This is a genomic window from Streptomyces sp. NPDC058000 (genome assembly GCF_042886435.1).
Classification (GTDB): Bacteria; Actinomycetota; Actinomycetes; order Streptomycetales; family Streptomycetaceae; genus Streptomyces.
On record NZ_JBHVQS010000017.1, the window covers coordinates 1 to 16,886 of the forward strand.

13 protein-coding genes and 1 pseudogene are annotated in these 16,886 nt (G+C 71.0%); 8 read left to right on the plus strand and 6 right to left on the minus strand.

From position 1 onward, the window contains the following. Positions 1–15: 15 nt before the first annotated feature. The 5 genes and pseudogenes from ACFVT2_RS18620 to ACFVT2_RS18640 all read right to left on the minus strand — a co-directional run. Positions 16–236 (minus strand): annotated as a pseudogene (locus tag ACFVT2_RS18620) (transposase); the annotation flags it as partial. A 71-nt stretch (positions 237–307) separates the two neighbouring features. Beyond that, positions 308–3,574, minus strand: a complete 3,267-nt coding sequence (locus ACFVT2_RS18625) for a tetratricopeptide repeat protein (RefSeq protein ID WP_390018855.1) — start codon at positions 3,572–3,574, stop codon at positions 308–310. Between the two features lie 266 nt (positions 3,575–3,840). Continuing rightward, positions 3,841–4,767, minus strand: coding sequence for a LysR family transcriptional regulator (locus ACFVT2_RS18630; RefSeq protein ID WP_390018858.1), 927 nt, complete (start codon positions 4,765–4,767; stop codon positions 3,841–3,843). A gap of 2 nt (positions 4,768–4,769) precedes the next feature. Beyond that, complete coding sequence (fdhD, locus tag ACFVT2_RS18635) at positions 4,770–5,606, minus strand: formate dehydrogenase accessory sulfurtransferase FdhD (protein ID WP_390018860.1); 837 nt, start codon at positions 5,604–5,606, stop codon at positions 4,770–4,772. Between the two features lie 130 nt (positions 5,607–5,736). Next, a complete protein-coding gene (locus ACFVT2_RS18640) occupies positions 5,737–8,046 on the minus strand; it encodes an FdhF/YdeP family oxidoreductase (RefSeq protein ID WP_390018863.1) in 2,310 nt (769 codons plus the stop codon). A gap of 589 nt (positions 8,047–8,635) precedes the next feature. Here ACFVT2_RS18640 and ACFVT2_RS18645 point away from each other — a divergent pair. Continuing rightward, positions 8,636–9,826 carry a molybdopterin molybdotransferase MoeA gene (locus ACFVT2_RS18645; RefSeq protein WP_390019100.1) on the plus strand — a complete coding sequence of 397 codons (1,191 nt, stop codon included), beginning with the start codon at positions 8,636–8,638 and terminating at the stop codon, positions 9,824–9,826. Between the two features lie 89 nt (positions 9,827–9,915). Here the strand turns inward: ACFVT2_RS18645 and ACFVT2_RS18650 are convergent, their stop codons facing one another. Continuing rightward, entirely contained in the window at positions 9,916–10,674 is a 759-nt protein-coding gene (locus ACFVT2_RS18650; RefSeq protein ID WP_390018865.1) for a BTAD domain-containing putative transcriptional regulator, read from the minus strand. 1,104 nt (positions 10,675–11,778) lie between these two features. On the opposite strand from ACFVT2_RS18650, the gene ACFVT2_RS18655 reads away from it, so the two are divergent. From ACFVT2_RS18655 to ACFVT2_RS18685, 7 genes are all read left to right on the plus strand, one after another. After that, on the plus strand, positions 11,779–12,198 hold the full coding sequence (locus ACFVT2_RS18655) for a hypothetical protein (RefSeq protein ID WP_390018866.1): 420 nt from the start codon (positions 11,779–11,781) through the stop codon (positions 12,196–12,198). Continuing rightward, on the plus strand, positions 12,156–12,431 hold the full coding sequence (locus tag ACFVT2_RS18660; protein WP_390018869.1) for a hypothetical protein: 276 nt from the start codon (positions 12,156–12,158) through the stop codon (positions 12,429–12,431). The genes ACFVT2_RS18655 and ACFVT2_RS18660 overlap by 43 nt, the downstream gene beginning before the upstream one ends. 62 nt (positions 12,432–12,493) lie before the next feature. Beyond that, the gene (locus ACFVT2_RS18665) at positions 12,494–13,027 is read left to right on the plus strand and encodes a nitroreductase family protein (protein WP_390018872.1); all 534 of its coding nucleotides are present in this window, start codon (positions 12,494–12,496) and stop codon (positions 13,025–13,027) included. Beyond that, positions 12,984–13,310 carry a DUF6092 family protein gene (locus tag ACFVT2_RS18670; RefSeq protein ID WP_390018874.1) on the plus strand — a complete coding sequence of 109 codons (327 nt, stop codon included), beginning with the start codon at positions 12,984–12,986 and terminating at the stop codon, positions 13,308–13,310. The genes ACFVT2_RS18665 and ACFVT2_RS18670 overlap by 44 nt, the downstream gene beginning before the upstream one ends. Positions 13,311–13,340: 30 nt before the next feature. After that, positions 13,341–14,123: a tRNA-dependent cyclodipeptide synthase gene (locus tag ACFVT2_RS18675; protein ID WP_390018877.1), complete on the plus strand. Its 783-nt coding sequence runs from the start codon at positions 13,341–13,343 to the stop codon at positions 14,121–14,123. Between the two features lie 581 nt (positions 14,124–14,704). Then, a complete protein-coding gene (locus ACFVT2_RS18680) occupies positions 14,705–14,908 on the plus strand; it encodes a cold-shock protein (RefSeq protein ID WP_016578941.1) in 204 nt (67 codons plus the stop codon). Between the two features lie 86 nt (positions 14,909–14,994). Then, positions 14,995–16,728: a DEAD/DEAH box helicase gene (locus ACFVT2_RS18685; protein WP_390018880.1), complete on the plus strand. Its 1,734-nt coding sequence runs from the start codon at positions 14,995–14,997 to the stop codon at positions 16,726–16,728. Positions 16,729–16,886 lie beyond the last annotated feature (158 nt).

Consider the following 16,886-nt stretch of genomic DNA (forward strand, 5'->3'; position numbering starts at 1 on the left):
CAGGATTTTCGACCAGGTGCCGTCGGCCGACCAGCGGCGATGGCGTTCGTACACGGTCTGCCAGGGGCCGTAGCGTTCGGGCAGGTCACGCCAGGAATGCCGGTCCGCGTCCGATACAGCACGCCGTTGACAACGGTGCGGTGGTCGGCCCACCGCCCACCCGGTCCACCGGTTTCTGGCAGCAGTGGGGCTATGCGCTCCCACTGAGCGTTCGTCAGTTCATGCCGACGCACCATGACGGACTCCTGCCCGCAACGGCATTAGATCCACCGCCCCGAGCAAGAGCCATCAGACACTGCCTAGTTGGCTAGTTCGCCCGGAGCCAAGCCTGGACAGCTGACGTGTGGGCACGGAGCCCGGGGATCCCGGACAGGGAGTCGGCGGCGTTGTGAGCGTCCTTGGCGGCGGTCCGTGCCTGGTCGGGGCGGCCGAGGAGGTGCAGCCAGAGGGCGAGGCTGGTGAGGTTCAGGGCCAGGTCGCAGAGGTGGGCGTCGGACGGGATCGAGTTCAGCGCGGCGGCCGCCTCGACGGCTGCCGTCACGGCCGGCAGGAGCTCCGCCTGGCTTTCGGGGTCCGGCGGCCGGGCCGTGAGGGCGTCCAGCGTCCAGGCGAGCGAGGGCAGGTAGGCGTCGGCCAGGGAAGGGCGGTCGCGCACGGCGGTCACCACCCAGGCCAGCGCCGCCGCCTGGCCGCCCTGGTCGGCCGCTCGCATGGCCTGGTGGTGCGCGCCTCGGAGCTCGGGCAGTTGAGCGGTGGGGTGGGTGGGGGCCAGCGCGCGGCGGATCCGGACGGCGGCATCGGTCGCGGCGGCGGCCGGGTGCCGGCTCCGGTCGTTCCGCCTCCTGGCCCGCTCGCGGAACTCGGCGGCCAGCTTGGGCTGTCGACGGTGGTTGAAGGCGTCGGCCGCCAGTGGGTACGCCAACTCTCCAACCCAACCGGCACCGCCCGGATCGGAGATGAGGAGCGGGCCCGCGGCGTCGAGTGCCGCGACGGTGTCCCGCAGTGCCGCTTGCGGATCGTCGGGGAGCTGGTCCCGGCCCCGGCGCAGCAGCAGGTACACCAGATTTCCCCGGACGACGTGGGCGTTCCGGTCGCCGGGGGCGGGCAGACGCTCGCCGTCGGCCAGGACCCGTTGATGGAGGGTGACGGCATCGTCGACCCGATCGGCTTTCGCGTAGCAGACGGCGAGGCTCGACCGGGTGGCGTGGGTGGTTTGGTGGTCGGGGCCGAGTAAGCGCTCCTCCAGGACGAGCACCTGCTCCAACAGGGTGATGGCCGCACCGGTCCGGCCGGCGTCGGCGTATGCCTCGGCGAGGTGGGCCCGGGCAACGAGGGTCTGGGGGTCCTCGCCTCCGAGGACGCGTTCGCTGTCGGCCGCGACCCGCTCCAGTACGGCGATGGCCTCCTCGACGCGGCCCGCCCTCGCGTACGAGACGCCGAGACTGGTCTGGGAGCTCAGATGGTGGGGATGCTCGACGCCGAACCGGCTCGGAGCCGCCGCGACGACCTGCTCCTCCAGCCTGATCGCCGCGTCCCGGTGACCGGCCCGGCTGTAGCAGGTGGCGAGGTTGTGCCGGGCGGCGAGGGTGCTGGGATGGTCGGGGCCGAGCAGGCGCTCGGTCTCCTCCAGGACCTGTTCCAGCATGCCGATGGCCTCACCGGTGCGGCCGGACTGGAAGTAGGCGCCGGCCAGTCTGCTCCGCTGGGAGAGCACCTCCGGGTCCCGCGGACCGAGCAGGCGCTCGCTGGCGGCCACGACCTGTTCGCCCCACCAGACGGCCTCTTCGGTCCGTCCGACGCTCTGGTAGGCGGAGACCAGGTGCGCCCGGGCGTTGAGCAGCTCGCGACGGCGGCGCCAGGCGAATCGGGGGCGGCCGTGCAGCAGCGCTTCCAGGATGGCGATCGCCTCCTCGGCGCGGCCCGCCGCGAGGCAGCAGACGCCGAGTTGGCCCTGGGCGACCACGGCCTCCAGACGGCGCGGGCCCCGAATCTCCCGGGCCTTGGCGGCGATCCGCTCCCACTGCGCGATCGCGGCGCTGAACAGGCCGGCGTCCAAGAGGCTCTCGGCGGCCCGGTAGAGCACCGGGAAACTGTCCGGCCGCCAGAGGTCGTCGCCGGCGAGTTCGGCCAGGGCCTCGGTGCTGGACCGCAGGGCGGCGGCGAGGTCGCGGTCCGCGTGGTCCTCTTCGGGCCACAGTTCCAGCAACCCGGCGGCGGCCACGCGGTACAGGACGCCGGGTTCGGGGGTGGTGTCCAGCGCGGCGCGGGCGGTCAGGGCATGCAGGCTGACGGCGCGTGCTCCGGCCGCCGGGCCTTGGTCGGAGAGCAGGTTGTAGTTGTGCAACACGGCCACGGCACGCAGCGCCTCGTCCGCGCTGACCGGTGCGGCGGCGGTCCTGGCTCGTCGCCGCCGCCGGGCCGGCTCCGCCGCCTCCGGCGGGGTGGTGCGGTGCTTGGTGAGGTAGCGGGTGACGGCCTCGGTGGTCCACAGCTCGCGGGGGTGCCCGGACGGGTCGAGGACCGCGGCCAGTCGCATCGCGGGCACGGCCAGTCCCCGCGGTTCCTGGCGCTGCGCGGCGTCCAGGGCGAGCAGTAACGCGGCGGTGACGGGGCGTCCGTAGTTCTCGGCGTCGGCGCTGGCGGGCAGCACGGTGTCGAGGGAGTGGCTGCGTCGGGTGAGCAGGGTGAGGTAAGCGCCGGTGGTGCAGCCGGTGTTGATCATGTGGGCCGCCGCATAGCCAAGGGCGAGGGGCAGGCGCCCCAGCGCTTCGGCCAGCTCATCGGCCCGGTCGTCCAGCAACTGCGACCGCCCGGCCTGCGTCAGCCGCTCGCGCAGATAGGCGGCCGCCTCCTCCCCGGTGTAGCGGTCGACATCCACCAGCTTCCGGCCGGCCGCACTGGCCACGGCGTCGCGCCGACGCGTGGTGGCCAGCACCCGCCCGTTGCCGCGTCGCGACCCGCTCGGCCACAGTCCGCTCGCACCGAAGTCGGTGACGTTGTCGAGGACCACCAGCCAGCTCCGCTCGGTGCTCGCCAGCCAGTTCAGGAAGGACTCGGCGTCCCGCTCGGTACTTGCGAAGTCCCCGACGGCTCCCGGCGCTTGGACCGCGACCGCAGCACGCGCATAGACGCCGGTGACCGCCGACGCCTCACCCGCGTCGGCCCACACCACGACCTCGATCCCCTCGGCGACGGCCTGCCCTGCGTAATACGCCGCGAGTTGGCTCTTGCCGACCCCGCCCGCGCCGGACAGCAGCTGGGTCAGGACCACGGTCTCACTCCCGCTCCGGGCCCGCTCGATCGCCTCCCGCGTCGTGGTCCGCGGCTGGAACGCGCTCGCCAGCAACGGGATCCGTCCCACCACCTGCTGGGACGGAGCGACCGGGGTGACCTGTTGGACGGTCACCCGCAGGTCGCCGATGCTGCCGGCCATGATGACGGGGCCGTGGATGGTGCTGTCACGGATGCTGTTGGACACGGGCGCCGGGGGAGGGGTGGGCGCGGGCAGCGGCGTCGGGGTGCCGTGCGCGAGCCCGTTGCCGTCCTGGTCATTGCTGCCGCCAGTCACTGCCACCCCCAGTCGCCGCTGCCGCGATGCCTCACCGTCCACGTGAGCACCGAGCCCAGCCGCAACCACCTCGTCAACGGCCGTCAGGCGCTCATCCTGCCCTGCCCGGGCCGTACGGAGAAGGACGAACAGAGCACGGGTGTCTGGATCACGTCGGTCGAGGACTCAGACACGCAGGTCGGCGGCGCGCCGGGGGTGGACAAGTCGGTGCGGTCCAGTGTGCGGCCCGCGCTGCGTCGTCGGGCAGGCCGGGCCGCGCCCGGCGTGGGCGATCAGGAGCCCGCATGGTGGGGGAGGCTCTCCAGGACCGCGGCGGTGTCGGTGCGCCGGGCGGTCTCCAGCAGGGCGCGGGCCATGACCGAACCCGGCTCCCGAGCGGCGGTCACCAGCCCGATGGGCGCCGTGTGGTCGGGCTCCACCAGCGGCACTGCCTGCATGCCGTGCGGTACGCCGAAGACGTGCAGCCACGCGTACGGCACGATGCTGGCCCACTGGGCGGTTCTGACGTGGGCGAACAGCGAGGCCACCGAATCGGTCTCGACCCGCGGCATCGGCTGTAGGCCGACGCCGGCGAAGACCTCGTCCAGCACCCGCCGTCCCTGCATGCTCGCGGTCAGCAGGCACAGGGGCAGGTGGGACGCCTCGGCCCAGGTCGCGGTGGGACGGCGGGAGAGTTCGTCGGCCGCGTTGGTCAGCAGTACGTACCGTTCCTCGTAGAGGGCGACTGTCTGGAAGTTCTCGGAGATGCCCTGGCTCAGATAGGTGATGCCGGCGTCGATCTCGAAGTTCCGCAACCGGCGCAGCAGTTCCTCGGAGCGGAGGTCCGCCGTCACCTCCACGGTGACGAGCGGGTGCGCGGTGCAGAACGGTGCGGTGAGCAGCGAGACGGCGCCCGAAGCGGTCGGGACCGAGCCGATCCGCAGGCGCCCGCTGAGGCCGGTGCGCAGCGCGTCGACCTCGTCCTTGAGGGCGTCGCGGTCGGCCAGGATCCGCTGTGCCCACAGCACGATGCGCTCGCCCTCGGGGGTGAGGCCCCCGTAGGTCCGGCCGCGCCGGACCAGCAGGACGTCCAGTTCGTCCTCCAGCTTGCGGATCGCCTCGGAGAGGGCCGGCTGGGAGACGTAGCAGGACTGGGCGGCGCGGGCGAAGTGGCGCTCCCGGGCGAGCGCCACCAGGTACTCCAGCTGACGGAACAGCATCGCTATCTCCCGGAGGTGAGGCGGACCCGGTCGGCGCCGGTGTAGACGTTCATCGAATCACCACGGAGGAAGCCGATGAGGGTCACCCCACTCTCCTCGGCGAGGTCCACGGCGAGCGACGAGGGAGCGGAGACGGCCGCCAGCAGCGGGATCCCCGCCATCACGGCCTTCTGGACCAGCTCGAAGGAGGCCCGGCCGCTCACCATCAGCAGGGTCTCCCGCAAGGGCAGCAGGCCCTGCCGCAGGGCGTGGCCGACCACCTTGTCCACGGCGTTGTGCCGGCCCACGTCCTCGCGCAGGCACCGCAACTCGCCCTCGGCACCGAACAGTCCGGCGGCGTGCAGGCCGCCGGTGCTGTCGAAGACCCGCTGGGCCGCCCGCAACCGGTCGGGCAGGGCCGCCAGCACCTCCGGTGCGGTGCGCAGCGGGTCCTCGTCGACGGTCCAGGCAGCCGTCGTACGCACCGCGTCCAGACTGGCCTTGCCGCACAGTCCACAGGAGGAGGTGGTGTAGAAGTTGCGCTCCAACGACGCGTCGGGGGCGGCCACGCCGGGCGCCAGCGCGACGTCCACCACGTTGTAGGTGTTGCCGCCGTCGGACGTGGTGCCGGCGCAGTACCGGATTCCGGCCACCTGGTCGGCGCTGCGCACCACGCCCTCGCTCACCAGGAACCCGGCCGCGAGGTCGAAGTCGTTGCCGGGGGTGCGCATGGTCACCGTCAGGGGACGCCCGCCGACGCGGATCTCCATCGGCTCTTCGGCGGCCAGGGTGTCGGGGCGGTGGGAGGGAACTCCCTTCCGGAGGCGCAGCACCCGCCGTCGTACGGTCACTCGGCCCATCACTGGCTCCTTGTCAGATCGCACTGCACGCTGCCACACGGCGCGCCCGGCCGGCGTCGCGGACCGGTCGGCGGGAAACGGTTCAGGGGCGCCGCAGGCTGCCTGGGGCGCCGCCCCGAAGGCCGGGGCGTCAGCGGTCGGCGGGGGACGGTGCCGGGGCCAGCCGGATCAGGACGCCCTTCGAGGTGGGCGTGTTGCTGATGTCGGCCACGCTGTCGAGGGGCACCAGGACATTGGTCTCCGGGTAGTAGGCGGCGGCCGAGCCGCGCGTGGTGGGGTAGGAGACCACCACGAAACCCTCCGCGCGGCGCTCCACACCGTCGTGCCACACGCTCACCAGGTCCACCAGACCGCGGTCGGCCACGCCGAGGGCATCCAGGTCGGCGGGGTTGACGAGGACGACCCGGCGGGCATTGTGGATGCCGCGGTAGCGGTCGTTCATGGCGTACGGGACGGTGTTCCACTGGTCGTGCGAGCGCAGCGTCTGGAGCAGCAGATGGCCCTCCGGGATGTGCGGCATCGTGAAGTCGTTGCGGGTGAAGACGGCCTTGCCGCTCGGGGTGGGGAAGACCCCCTGGTTGACGGGGTTGGGCAGGCGGAAGCCGCCGGGTTCGGCCACCCGGGCGTTGAAGTCCTCGAAGCCGGGTACGACGCGGGCGATCCGGTCCCGGATGGTGCCGTAGTCCGCCTCGAACTCCTCCCAGGGGATGGCCGGGTCCGCCCCCAGGGTCTTGCGGGCCAACCGGGCGATGAGGGCAACCTCGCTGAGCAGGTGCGGGGAGGCGGGCGGCAGCTTGCCGCGGGAGGCGTGGACCTCGCTCATGGAGTCCTCGACCGTGTAGAACTGCACGCCGCCGGCCTGCACGTCCCGGTCGCTGCGGCCCAGGGTAGGCAGGATCAGGGCGGTGTCGCCGCACACGGTGTGCGAGCGGTTCAGCTTGGTGGAGATGTGGGCCGTGAGCCGGCACCGCCGCATCGCGCCCTCGGTGACGTCGCTGTCGGGGGTGGCCCGGACGAAGTTGCCGGCGACGCCCAGGAAGACCTTCGCCTTGCCGTCGCGCATGGCGCGGATGCCGTTCACCGAGTCCAGTCCGTGCCGGGTGGGCGCGCGGAAGCCGAACTCGCGTCCCAGCGCATCGAGGAACTTCTGCGGCATCCGTTCCCACACGCCCATGGTGCGGTCGCCCTGCACGTTGCTGTGGCCGCGCACCGGGCACACGCCCGCCCCGGGCCTGCCTATGTTCCCGCGCAGCATCAGGAAGTTGACGATCTCCCGGATGGAGGGCACACCGTGCTTGTGCTGGGTCAGCCCCATCGCCCAGCAGACGATGATCCCCTTGCTCGCCAGGACCTGTTCGTGCACCCGCTCGATCTCTTCACGGGGCAGTCCGGTGGCGGCGAGGACGTCGTCCCAGGAGATCTTCCGGGCGTGTTCGGCGAATTCGGCGAAGCCGGTGGAGTGGGTCCGGACGAAATCGTGGTCGAGTACGGTGCCCGGCGCGGCCTCCTCGGCTTCCAGCAGCAGCCGGTTGAGAGCCTGGAACAGGGCGAGGTCGCCACCGGCGCGGATGTGCAGGAACTGGTCGGCGATCGGCGTGCCGCGGCCGACCACGCCGCGCGCCTTCTGCGGGTGCTTGAAGCGGATCAGGCCGGCCTCGGGAAGCGTGTTGACCGCGATGACCTTCCCACCGTTGCGCTTGGTCTCCTCCAGGGCGGAGAGCATCCGGGGGTGGTTGGTGCCGGGATTCTGCCCCACGACGAAGATCAGGTCGGCGTGGTGGATGTCGTCCAGCGTGACGCTGCCCTTGCCGATGCCCAGCGTCTCCTGAAGCGCGCACCCGCTGGACTCGTGGCACATGTTGGAACAGTCGGGCAGGTTGTTGGTGCCGTAGGCGCGGGCGAACAGCTGGAGGAGGAAGGCGGCCTCGTTGTTGAGCCGCCCGGAGGTGTAGAACAGCGCCTCGTCGGGGGAGTCCAGCGCCCGGAGCTCCTGGGCGAGCAGGTCGAGTGCCTCGTCCCAGCCGATCGGCTCGTAATGGTTCGCGCCGGGGAGCTTGACCATGGGTTCGGTCAGCCGGCCCTGTTGGTTGAGCCAGTAATCGGACCTACGGCCCAAATCGGCGACGGAGTGCGCGCGGAAGAAATCGGCGGTGACGCGCCGCGACGTCGCCTCGTCGTTGATGTGCTTGGCGCCGTTCTCACAGTATTCGTTGAGGCTCCGCTTTCCCGGTGCGGGCTCCGGCCAGGCACAGCCGGGGCAGTCGAAGCCTTTGGCTTGATTGATGTTCAGGAGGGTCAGCGCCGTCCGCCGCACCGACGTTTGGGAAAGCGAGTATTCAAGCGCGTGGGTGACCGCGGGCACACCGGTGGCCCATGTCTTGGGCGGGGTCACCGACAAGTCGTCGATCGGGTCCTCGGCCGGGTCCTCGATGGTGCTCATGGCCTGCTCAGCCCCCTCCTGATGCTTCCGCGCACACGGTGCGCCCTGGTCGGCGGAGAACGTCGTCGGCGCCTGAATTCCCGGGCCCGGGACGAGTTACGTACCACCGCCGGGACAGTCTCCATTCGCTCGCCGAAGAAAGTCAAAGAGGCACTTCTTCTGGGGTGATAAATGGCGCCTATCAAGCCCTCGGAAGTTTCGCCGGTCCATGGCGCGAAATATTTCGTTTATCGAGGGATCTGGAAATTCCTTTTGACTTCCGTCGCCGAATGCGCCGATGATGGGGCCCGAATGGAATGTGGTGCTTGCGGGAATGCCGCTCGGGACGGCGGAGGCCGGTCCGCGCGACCTGCGGAATCGCGGACACCGCACGCCGCGCCACGACCCCCGACCATCGACCTGCGGGTCGCCACGACCGGAGCCGCCCCACGACCCCGGACAGTGCCGCGGCCGCGCCGGCGCATCTGCCGCACGCGGCGGGGCGCCCGGAACCCCAACTGCGCGAGAGGTGAATGCAGTGCGGACACGGATCGCCGACGTCACACCCCTCGACGGCCCCCCGCGCGGACCGGCCGGTCCGGCGCCGGCCATGCCGTGGGAGCAGGCGCGGACGGTCGCGCGGAACAGCGCCGGACGGCCGCTCGCGAAGATCCACCGCGGACTCCCCGAGGCCCTCGGCCACGCCCTGGCCGAACCGTTGACGGCCCGCACCGACCTGCCGCCGTTCGACACCTCCGCGATGGACGGCTGGGCCGTGGCCGGACCGGGGCCGTGGCGGCTGCGCGGCGGCGGCGTACTGGCCGGGGAGCAGCCCGCACCGCTGCTCCCCGGTACCGCCGTTCCCCTCGCCACCGGAGCCATGCTGCCGCCCGGCGCGACCGCCGTACTCCGCCGCGAGCACGGGGAGTCCGAGACACCGGACGACGTACCGGACGACGTGCTGCACCACCGCTCGCCGGGCCCGCTGGCACCGGGGCGCGACATCCGGCCGCGCGGCCAGGAGTGCCGTACCGGTGAACCGCTCCTTCCGGCGGGTACGACGGTCACGCCGGCCGTGCTGGGCCTGGCGGCGGCCGCCGGGTACGACCGACTGGCGGTGCACCGGCGCCCGACCGTGGAACTCCTGCTCCTCGGCGACGAGTTGCTGGACCACGGCGTGCCACGGGAGGGGCGGGTGCGCGACGCCCTGGGCCCGCTGCTCGCACCCTGGCTGCACCGTGGCGGCGCCGAAGTGATCGGCGCGCGCCGGGTGGCCGACGAACTCGGGCCGCTGTGTGCCGCGATGCGCCGTTCCCCCGCCGATGTCGTGGTCACGACCGGCAGCACCGCCGCGGGGCCCGTGGACTTCCTGCACACGGCGCTCGCCGAGACGGGCGCCCGTCTCCTGGTCGACTCCGTCGCGGTACGCCCAGGCCACCCCATGCTGCTCGCCGAACTGCCGCCCGCGGCCGACGACCGGCCCAGGCTCCTGGTGGGGTTGCCCGGCAACCCGCTGGCCGCCGTGGCCGGCGCCGTGACCCTGGCGACACCGCTACTGCGGAGCCTGGGGGGACACCGCGACCGGACGGTGCGCCGCGTCGCCGCTGCCGCCCTGCCGGGGCACCCCGGCGACACGCGGCTGCTGCCGGTGCGGCTCGCCGAGGGCGCGGCAGAGCCGATCGCCTTCGACGGCCCGGCCATGTTGCGGGGACTGGCACTTGCCGACGGCCTCGCGGTGGTCCCGCCGGGCGGTCTCGCCGCGGGCGCCACCACCGAGGTCCTGGCGGTACCCGGCCCGTGACCGCCCCGCTCCGTCCCGACCCCGGCCGCCTACCCGCGATCCCGGGCACCCCGCAGCACCGAACCGCTCCAGCGGCGCGGCGCCCGCGGTCAGGGCGTCAGTTCCAGCGAGATGTCGCTGGCGAGGATCTCCTGTAGGAGCCGCTGCACCGAGGGGGAGGGCTCCACGCCCAGTTCGCAGACCATGGACTTGCGCAGGTCGTGGTAGACCTGCAACGCACGGCCCCGGTGGCCGCTGCGGTAGAGGGCCAGCATGAACTTCGCATGCAGCCCCTCCTCGAACGGGTGGGCCTGGACCAGGCCGGCGAGTTCGGCCAGTGAGGAGTGGTGGAGACCGAGGCGCAGTTGGGCGTCGATCCGGCGTTCCCCGGCCGACAGGCGCGACTGGCGCAGGGACGCCGCCTCCGCCCGCAGTAGTGGGCCGTGTTCCACATCGCCGATCGCGTCGCCGCGCCAGAGCCTTTCCGCGTGTTCCCAGAATTCCACCGCTCTCTGGTCCATTCCGGCCGTGACGGCGGCCTCGGCCCGGGCCAGTGAAAGCCGGTATTCGTGTAGATCCAGGGAGCCTTCCGGAATCTCCAAGCGGTAGCTGGTCCCGCTGGTCTCCAGGACTTTCTTGCTCACCTCGGTGGAGGAAATACCAAGGCCGGCTGCTAATAATTTACGTAATTGCACGATGTAGGTCTGTGCAGTGGCGACCGCACTTTTCGGCGGTTCATAAGACCACAGTTCGCAGGTGAGGGAAGGAATGGAAATGTAGCGTGATTCATTCAGGAGAAGGAGTGCAAGGATCTGCCTTACCTTGTGTGCTGGCGGCTTCATCTCGATCAGATCAGAAGAGACGCGCACCGGACCCAGAATAGAGAATTTCATTTACTCCCCCGCTCAAGAGAAGAATGTCCCCATAGGTGTTGATTGCACATTGTTGCTCATTGTGACATGGCGGAGTCAAGTGTTGCAGCGGTTCTTTGCCTACGCTTTACCGAATTGCGCTTGACTTCGCCTGCGGTTGAGAGGGTCAACGGCCGGCGTCCGTACGGGCTCAACGCAGATCGGACCTGCCATGTCGTCGAGCTCGTGGACTCGGTATTCACCGGGAAGTATTCCGCCGGACATTTTCCCCGGGGCGGCCGACATGGCTGCTATCCGACGCTTTCCGGCCCCGCGGGTCGGTTTTTCGCCGGTGCCGCCGGCAGGCGCGACGTACGCGACGGATACCGAGGCGGCCCGCTCGCCGACCGCCGGGACGCGGCCCGGCACCCGGTATCAGACCGTGCCCGGGCTTGACCTACATTCAGAGCCGACCCGACCACGCCATAGACGTGGCCGCCGCCCGCGCATGGAGCGATTTGCCGTTTCCCCTCCCACCGCGAGTTCCGCAAACTCTCCCTGAACGGCGGCCGACGGGTAATCGCGGTCGTCACTATCCGCCTTCCCGGCACATCCCCCTGGCGCGAGAATTCGCCCCGGCTGCGTTATGAGGACATAGGTCAGCCGTGCCCGACCCCGAAGTCCATGAGCCCATCGGACCGGGATACAGGGACCGGGACGCGGCGGGAATCCACCCCGGATTGTGCCCGGTCTCAAACGGCCGGCACGAGAATCGCAGACGTCACGTCAACGGCCTTCCGGGGCCGGCAGGAACCGAATCGACGATGCCGGGATTCACCCCAGCACTTCCCACTCTCCCCGCGGGTCGTAGAACGACCGCGCCCGGCTCCCTCCCCCACGTCCCGTGCGCTGCGCGGGCCGCGGGAGACCAGGCAGGGACGGCTCACCTGCTGACCACCACCCGCCCCGGCACAGCCGAAACACGGCCCACACTCAGTCCAAACCCAGCCGATCTTCAAGTCCGGCCCACCACGATCAACGGGTGTCGACCGGACTGTCCGGACGATGCGGAATGGGGGATGGGGGACGGGGGATGTGGGGACTGTGGGGAGACGGAGAGACGTGCGGGAATCCCAGGGTGAAGGCGCCCCGGAGTCCGCAGCGTTCCGTCATGCTCGCGAGGCCGGGCTCCAGGACGCGTTCGGACGTCCGGCACGGTCCGTACGGGCGGCGGGCAGGCGGACCGCGCACGCAGCGGCACGGGAGCGCAAGGCGACGCCTCACCTGGCCGAGCGCCCCGCCACCGGGGCGCGACAGCCGGCCGCCCGGCTCGACGACGTCACCGTCACGAGCTTCTGGAACAAGGACACCCGCCCCCTGCTCGCCCACGCCGGTGCCACGATGCGCGGCGCGCTGACCGCCGGACTCGGCGGCCACGAACCGCCCCCACCCCCGACGGCGCTCAAGGGCGACAGCACCGCGCCGCCCCACCCCACGAGGTGCATCGGCGCCCGCGCCCCGGCGGCACCCTCGCCGCACTGACCCTCCGGTCCGCACCGGACCCCGTCCACCGGCATTTCCCCACCGCGATCGACGAGCGCCTCGGCATACGGAGCCACCACCCCGATGCCCTCGCCGCCGCCCTCGCCGAGGCCGGTACGACGCTTCGCTGCCTGGCGGAACCGAGAACGTTCCTCATCCTCACCGCGACACGCACGACACCACCCCGTACGGCGTATCCCACCGCCGGCCCAACAGGCCGGGACAACCAGTGAGAGAAGGGAAAGACATGTCTGCCGGCGATTCTCCGGGAACCCTCCCGGAGATCCTGCGAGTCATGTGCTCGCGCACCGTGTTGCGCAATTACGCGGCAAAACCCGTCGACGACGCCCTGGTCGAGCAGATGCTCACCGGCATGCTGGCGGCCCCGACCGCGTCCAACAAACAAGCCTGGTCCTTCGTCGTGGTACGCGACCCCGCGCGGGTCCGGCGGCTGCGGGCGTTCGCCCCGGGCATCATCGGCAGCCCCGCCCTGATCGTCGTCGCCTGCGTCGACAAGCGCCGGATGACCGGGGTCTCCGCCGAGGTCTCGCAGAAGATCTACGAGACCGCCAAGCTCTGCGTGGCGATGGCGGTGGAGAACCTGCTGCTCTCCGCCCACGCGCTGAACCTCGGCGGCTGCCCGGTCGGCAGCTTCCGCGAGGACGCGGTCCGCCTGCTGCTGGGCCTCCCGCCCTTCATCGAACCGTTGCTGACGGTCCCCATCGGTCATCCCGCGCACCAGACCACGCCCTCCCAACGCCGAGACAAGAGCGAGGTGATCAGCTATGACATCTGGGGACACCAGGACGCCGCAGGACAGGCTGCGTGAGGAACTCGCCCTGTTGGCGGTCTATCTGCTGAGCAGCGGCCGCGGACTGCTGGACGAGCCGCCGGACTACGGCGCGTTCCGCTGCACCGACGCCGCCCGCCGGGTGCTGCACATCCTGGAAGAAGACGGCCCGGTCAGCCCCGAACTGGCCGCCGTACGCGTCCGCCTGGACGACTTCATGTTCGCCCCCATGGGAGGCGACGACGTTGACCTCGCCGGACTCCTGGACGAGGCCTGCCTACAGATGGCCGTAGCGCTCCAAGGCACAGAGAAGCCCGCCTGAGCGGGCCCGAAGAGACCAGGAACACACGGCATGGAACCCGAATTACTGGCAGGCGCCAGCACCCTGCGCGCGGAACCGCTCAGCGAGGACTGCCGGCTCATCTGGAAGCGCGGTGATCACGCGCTCATTGGGATCAGCGGGGGAAACAGCTACTTCAACCAGGACCGCCTGACCGCGCTGCTGTGCTGGGCGGGCGAACACTTCACCGAAATCGACGTGGTCTACGTCGACATGCACATGGACGAGATGCTGGTCGCGGACGGCCACACCCCCGAGCGCGCCGCCCGTTCGGTCCGCGGCACGCTCAAGGACGTCCGCCGCCGGATCCGGCGTTCCCTGGAACGGCTCGGCCCCGAGGCGAAACGTTTCCGGGTCCGGGCCCTGTCCGAGGTCACGACCCTCCCGGCATACCAGTCCGTCCGCCACCGGATCGAGCAAGCCCTCGACACCGACCGCGACTTGTACGCGGCCTGCGACCGCATGGTGCGTCAGGTGGCCCACCACCGCACCCAGTCACACGCCGCCACAGGCATGCCCACCACCGAGGCCCACTTGACCGCCGGCCTCCACTACGTCACCGCCGAGGCCCCGCTCTTCATCGACTCCCCGGCCATCTTCGACGTCCCCTCCTCCACCCTCCTCTACCACCTCAGAACACCCGTCACCGATTACCTGGCGGGCCGACAGACCGGCTTCCGCGCAGCCCCGGGCCAGGGCTACGTCGTCGTCGCACCCTCCACCGGCACCCGCACCGAACACCTCAGCGGACCTGCTGAAACCGACCTGCTGGAGTCGACCGACCCGACGTCGTAGCCGCCGGCAGGTGAGCAGGTCCGCCCCCGGAAGCCCTCGACTTCCGGGGGCGGACCTGTCCCTGCCAAGCGATGCCTCTTCGGCCTCACGTCCGCTCATCGGTGCCTGGAACGGCTCGTTCCAGGCACCGATGAACGTCGGCTCCTGCCTGGTCTGCTCGGTCTGCCTGATCTCCTTGATCTGCCTGGCTGCGGTCGGAGGGCGCTGGACCCTCCGCAGCCGACGTGCGGAGCCCCGCTCCCGGATTGCGTCACAGTTCTTGGGTGACTGGGGACGCGGTCGCCGCTCTCCGCACAGTCACAGGCCGAACGGTCACCACCGGTCACTGACTGAGGCCACTCGGTCACATTTCGGGGCGGCTGATGGGTGGTTCGGGCCCCAGGGCGGGTGCGAGGGCTGTGGCGAGGCGCAGATCACGATCGTGGTTTCACCACGACCGCCGAGCTGTGCTACGGTTTCCGTGTTGCAGTTGTGGTACCCATGAACCTATGTGCGCCTGACGGGAATGTTCCTCCTCAGGCGCATTATTTGTTTTCCGGACTCTCCGGATGGGGCCTCTGCCTACCAGAAGGAGAATGGTCATGGCACAGGGAACCGTGAAGTGGTTCAACGCCGAAAAGGGTTTCGGCTTCATCCAGCAGGATGGCGGCGGCCCCGACGTCTTCGCCCACTACTCGAACATCCAGTCCCAGGGCTTCCGTGAGCTCCAGGAGGGCCAGCGGGTCTCCTTCGACGTGACGCAGGGCCAGAAGGGCCCGCAGGCGGAGAACATCGTCCCCGCGTAATCGCCGGACGCGTATCCGCTTACCGGGGTCCGCACCGCATGGTGCGGACCCCGGTTTGTGCTGTTTCCAGGAAGGCAAATAACTGCATGTCCCGCAGGTCCCAGAAGTCGAACCGGCGCGCCTCGTCGCCCTCGCCGTCCGCGTCGTCGCCGAGGGAATTCCGGCTACCGGAAAGCACGACACCCGCACTTCCCGCCGTCGAGGACTTCGCCGGTCTGGACATGCCTGCGGGGTTGCTGAAGACCCTCACCGCACAAGGAGTGACCACTCCCTTCCCCATCCAGGCCGCTACGCTGCCCAACTCGCTCGCCGGTCGTGACCTGCTGGGACGGGGACGCACCGGTTCCGGCAAGACCCTCGCGTTCGGACTGGCGCTCCTGGCCCGTACGGCCGGACTGCGTGCGGAGCCCAAGGCTCCGCTCGCCCTCGTGCTGGTGCCCACCCGTGAACTCGCCCAGCAGGTGGCGGACGCGTTGACGCCCTATGCGACGGCGGTGAACCTCCGGCTGACCACTGTGGTCGGCGGGCTGTCGATCATGAAGCAGGCCGGTGCGCTCCGACGCGGTGTCGAGGTGCTCGTGGCGACTCCCGGCCGGCTCAATGACCTCGTGGAACGCGGGGACTGCCGGCTCGACGGCGTACGCATCACGGTGCTGGACGAAGCCGACCAGATGACCGACATGGGCTTCCTGCCGCAGATCACCAAGGTGATCGAGAACGTGCGGCCGGACGGTCAGCGCATGCTCTTCTCGGCCACGCTGGACCGCAACATCGACCGCCTGGTGCAGCGGTTTCTGACGGACCCCGTGGTGCATTCCGTGGACCCGTCCGCGGGAGCGGTGACCACCATGGAGCACCACGTGCTGCACATCCTGGACGAGACCGACAAGAAGGCCGTCACCACGCGCATCGCGGCCCGTGACGGTCGGGTCATCCTCTTCCTCGACACCAAGAGGTCCGCCGACCGGCTCGCCAAGCGGCTCCTGGCCGTCGGTGTGCGAGCGGCGGCACTGCACGGCGGTCGTTCCCAGCCGCAGCGCAACCGCACCCTGGAACAGTTCAAGAACGGCCAGGTCACCGCGTTGGTGGCGACCAACGTCGCGGCCCGGGGCATCCACGTCGACGATCTCGACCTCGTCGTCAACGTCGATCCCCCCACCGACCACAAGGACTACCTCCACCGGGGAGGGCGTACGGCCCGCGCCGGCGGTTCCGGCAGTGTGGTCACGCTGGTCCTGCCCAACCAGAAGCGGGACGTCACCCAGCTGATGTCGGCCGCGGGCATCCGTCCCCGGACGGCCCGCATCACGTCGAGCGACGCGGAACTGTCCACCATCACCGGTGCCCGCGAGCCGTCCGGCGTGGCCGTCACCATCGAGGTCCCCCAGCCGGCGACACCGGCGTCCCGCTCGGAGCGGAAGCCCGGCACCGAGGGCGGTGGGCGGTCCGGCCGCCGACGCCGGAGCGGTGGCGGGGCCGGAGCGGCGAAGGCTGCCCCCGCCGGGACGGGGGGCCGGAGTTCGGACCGCCGTACCGCGGCCGGGGCGGCGCCGGCCGGTGGCGCTTCCGCCACCGGCGGGCGCAGCTCTTCCCGCCGGGCGGGAGCAGGCGGGTCCACCGGAGGTGCCGTCGGCGCGGGCGGCCGGGGCTCCGACCGTCGGGCCGCGGCCGGGGCGGCGGCCGGCGCCGCCGCCGGCAAGGGTGTCCGCCGATCCGGCCGCCGTACGGCAGCCGGCGGGGCCACGGGCGGCGCTGCCGGCAACGGCGCCGGTGGCCGGGGCTCCGACCGCCGAGGTGGCCGTCGCACCTCTGCGACCTAGTCGGCATCGGGCAGCGTTCGCCCCGTGGATCACTGCGGGTGCCTGCGCTGGAGCATTTCCCAGGTGACCGTGGCCGGGCTCTGCCTGGCCACGGTCACCTGGCTTTTCCGTTCGCTGGGGCCGGCTCGTCGTCCGCCCGGCGGCGGTGGCGGTCCGTG

What these genes read in the sequence shown, in the direction of transcription:
- ACFVT2_RS18630 (WP_390018858.1), bottom strand. Translation starts at nt 4,767, where the DNA reads ATGCTGTTCCGTCAGCTGGAGTACCTGGTGGCGCTCGCCCGGGAGCGC.
- fdhD (WP_390018860.1), bottom strand. Translation starts at nt 5,606, where the DNA reads ATGGGCCGAGTGACCGTACGACGGCGGGTGCTGCGCCTCCGGAAGGGA.
- ACFVT2_RS18640 (WP_390018863.1), bottom strand. Translation starts at nt 8,046, where the DNA reads ATGAGCACCATCGAGGACCCGGCCGAGGACCCGATCGACGACTTGTCG.
- ACFVT2_RS18645 (WP_390019100.1), top strand. Translation starts at nt 8,636, where the DNA reads ATGCCGTGGGAGCAGGCGCGGACGGTCGCGCGGAACAGCGCCGGACGG.
- ACFVT2_RS18665 (WP_390018872.1), top strand. Translation starts at nt 12,494, where the DNA reads ATGTGCTCGCGCACCGTGTTGCGCAATTACGCGGCAAAACCCGTCGAC.
- ACFVT2_RS18670 (WP_390018874.1), top strand. Translation starts at nt 12,984, where the DNA reads ATGACATCTGGGGACACCAGGACGCCGCAGGACAGGCTGCGTGAGGAA.
- ACFVT2_RS18675 (WP_390018877.1), top strand. Translation starts at nt 13,341, where the DNA reads ATGGAACCCGAATTACTGGCAGGCGCCAGCACCCTGCGCGCGGAACCG.
- ACFVT2_RS18680 (WP_016578941.1), top strand. Translation starts at nt 14,705, where the DNA reads ATGGCACAGGGAACCGTGAAGTGGTTCAACGCCGAAAAGGGTTTCGGC.
- ACFVT2_RS18685 (WP_390018880.1), top strand. Translation starts at nt 14,995, where the DNA reads ATGTCCCGCAGGTCCCAGAAGTCGAACCGGCGCGCCTCGTCGCCCTCG.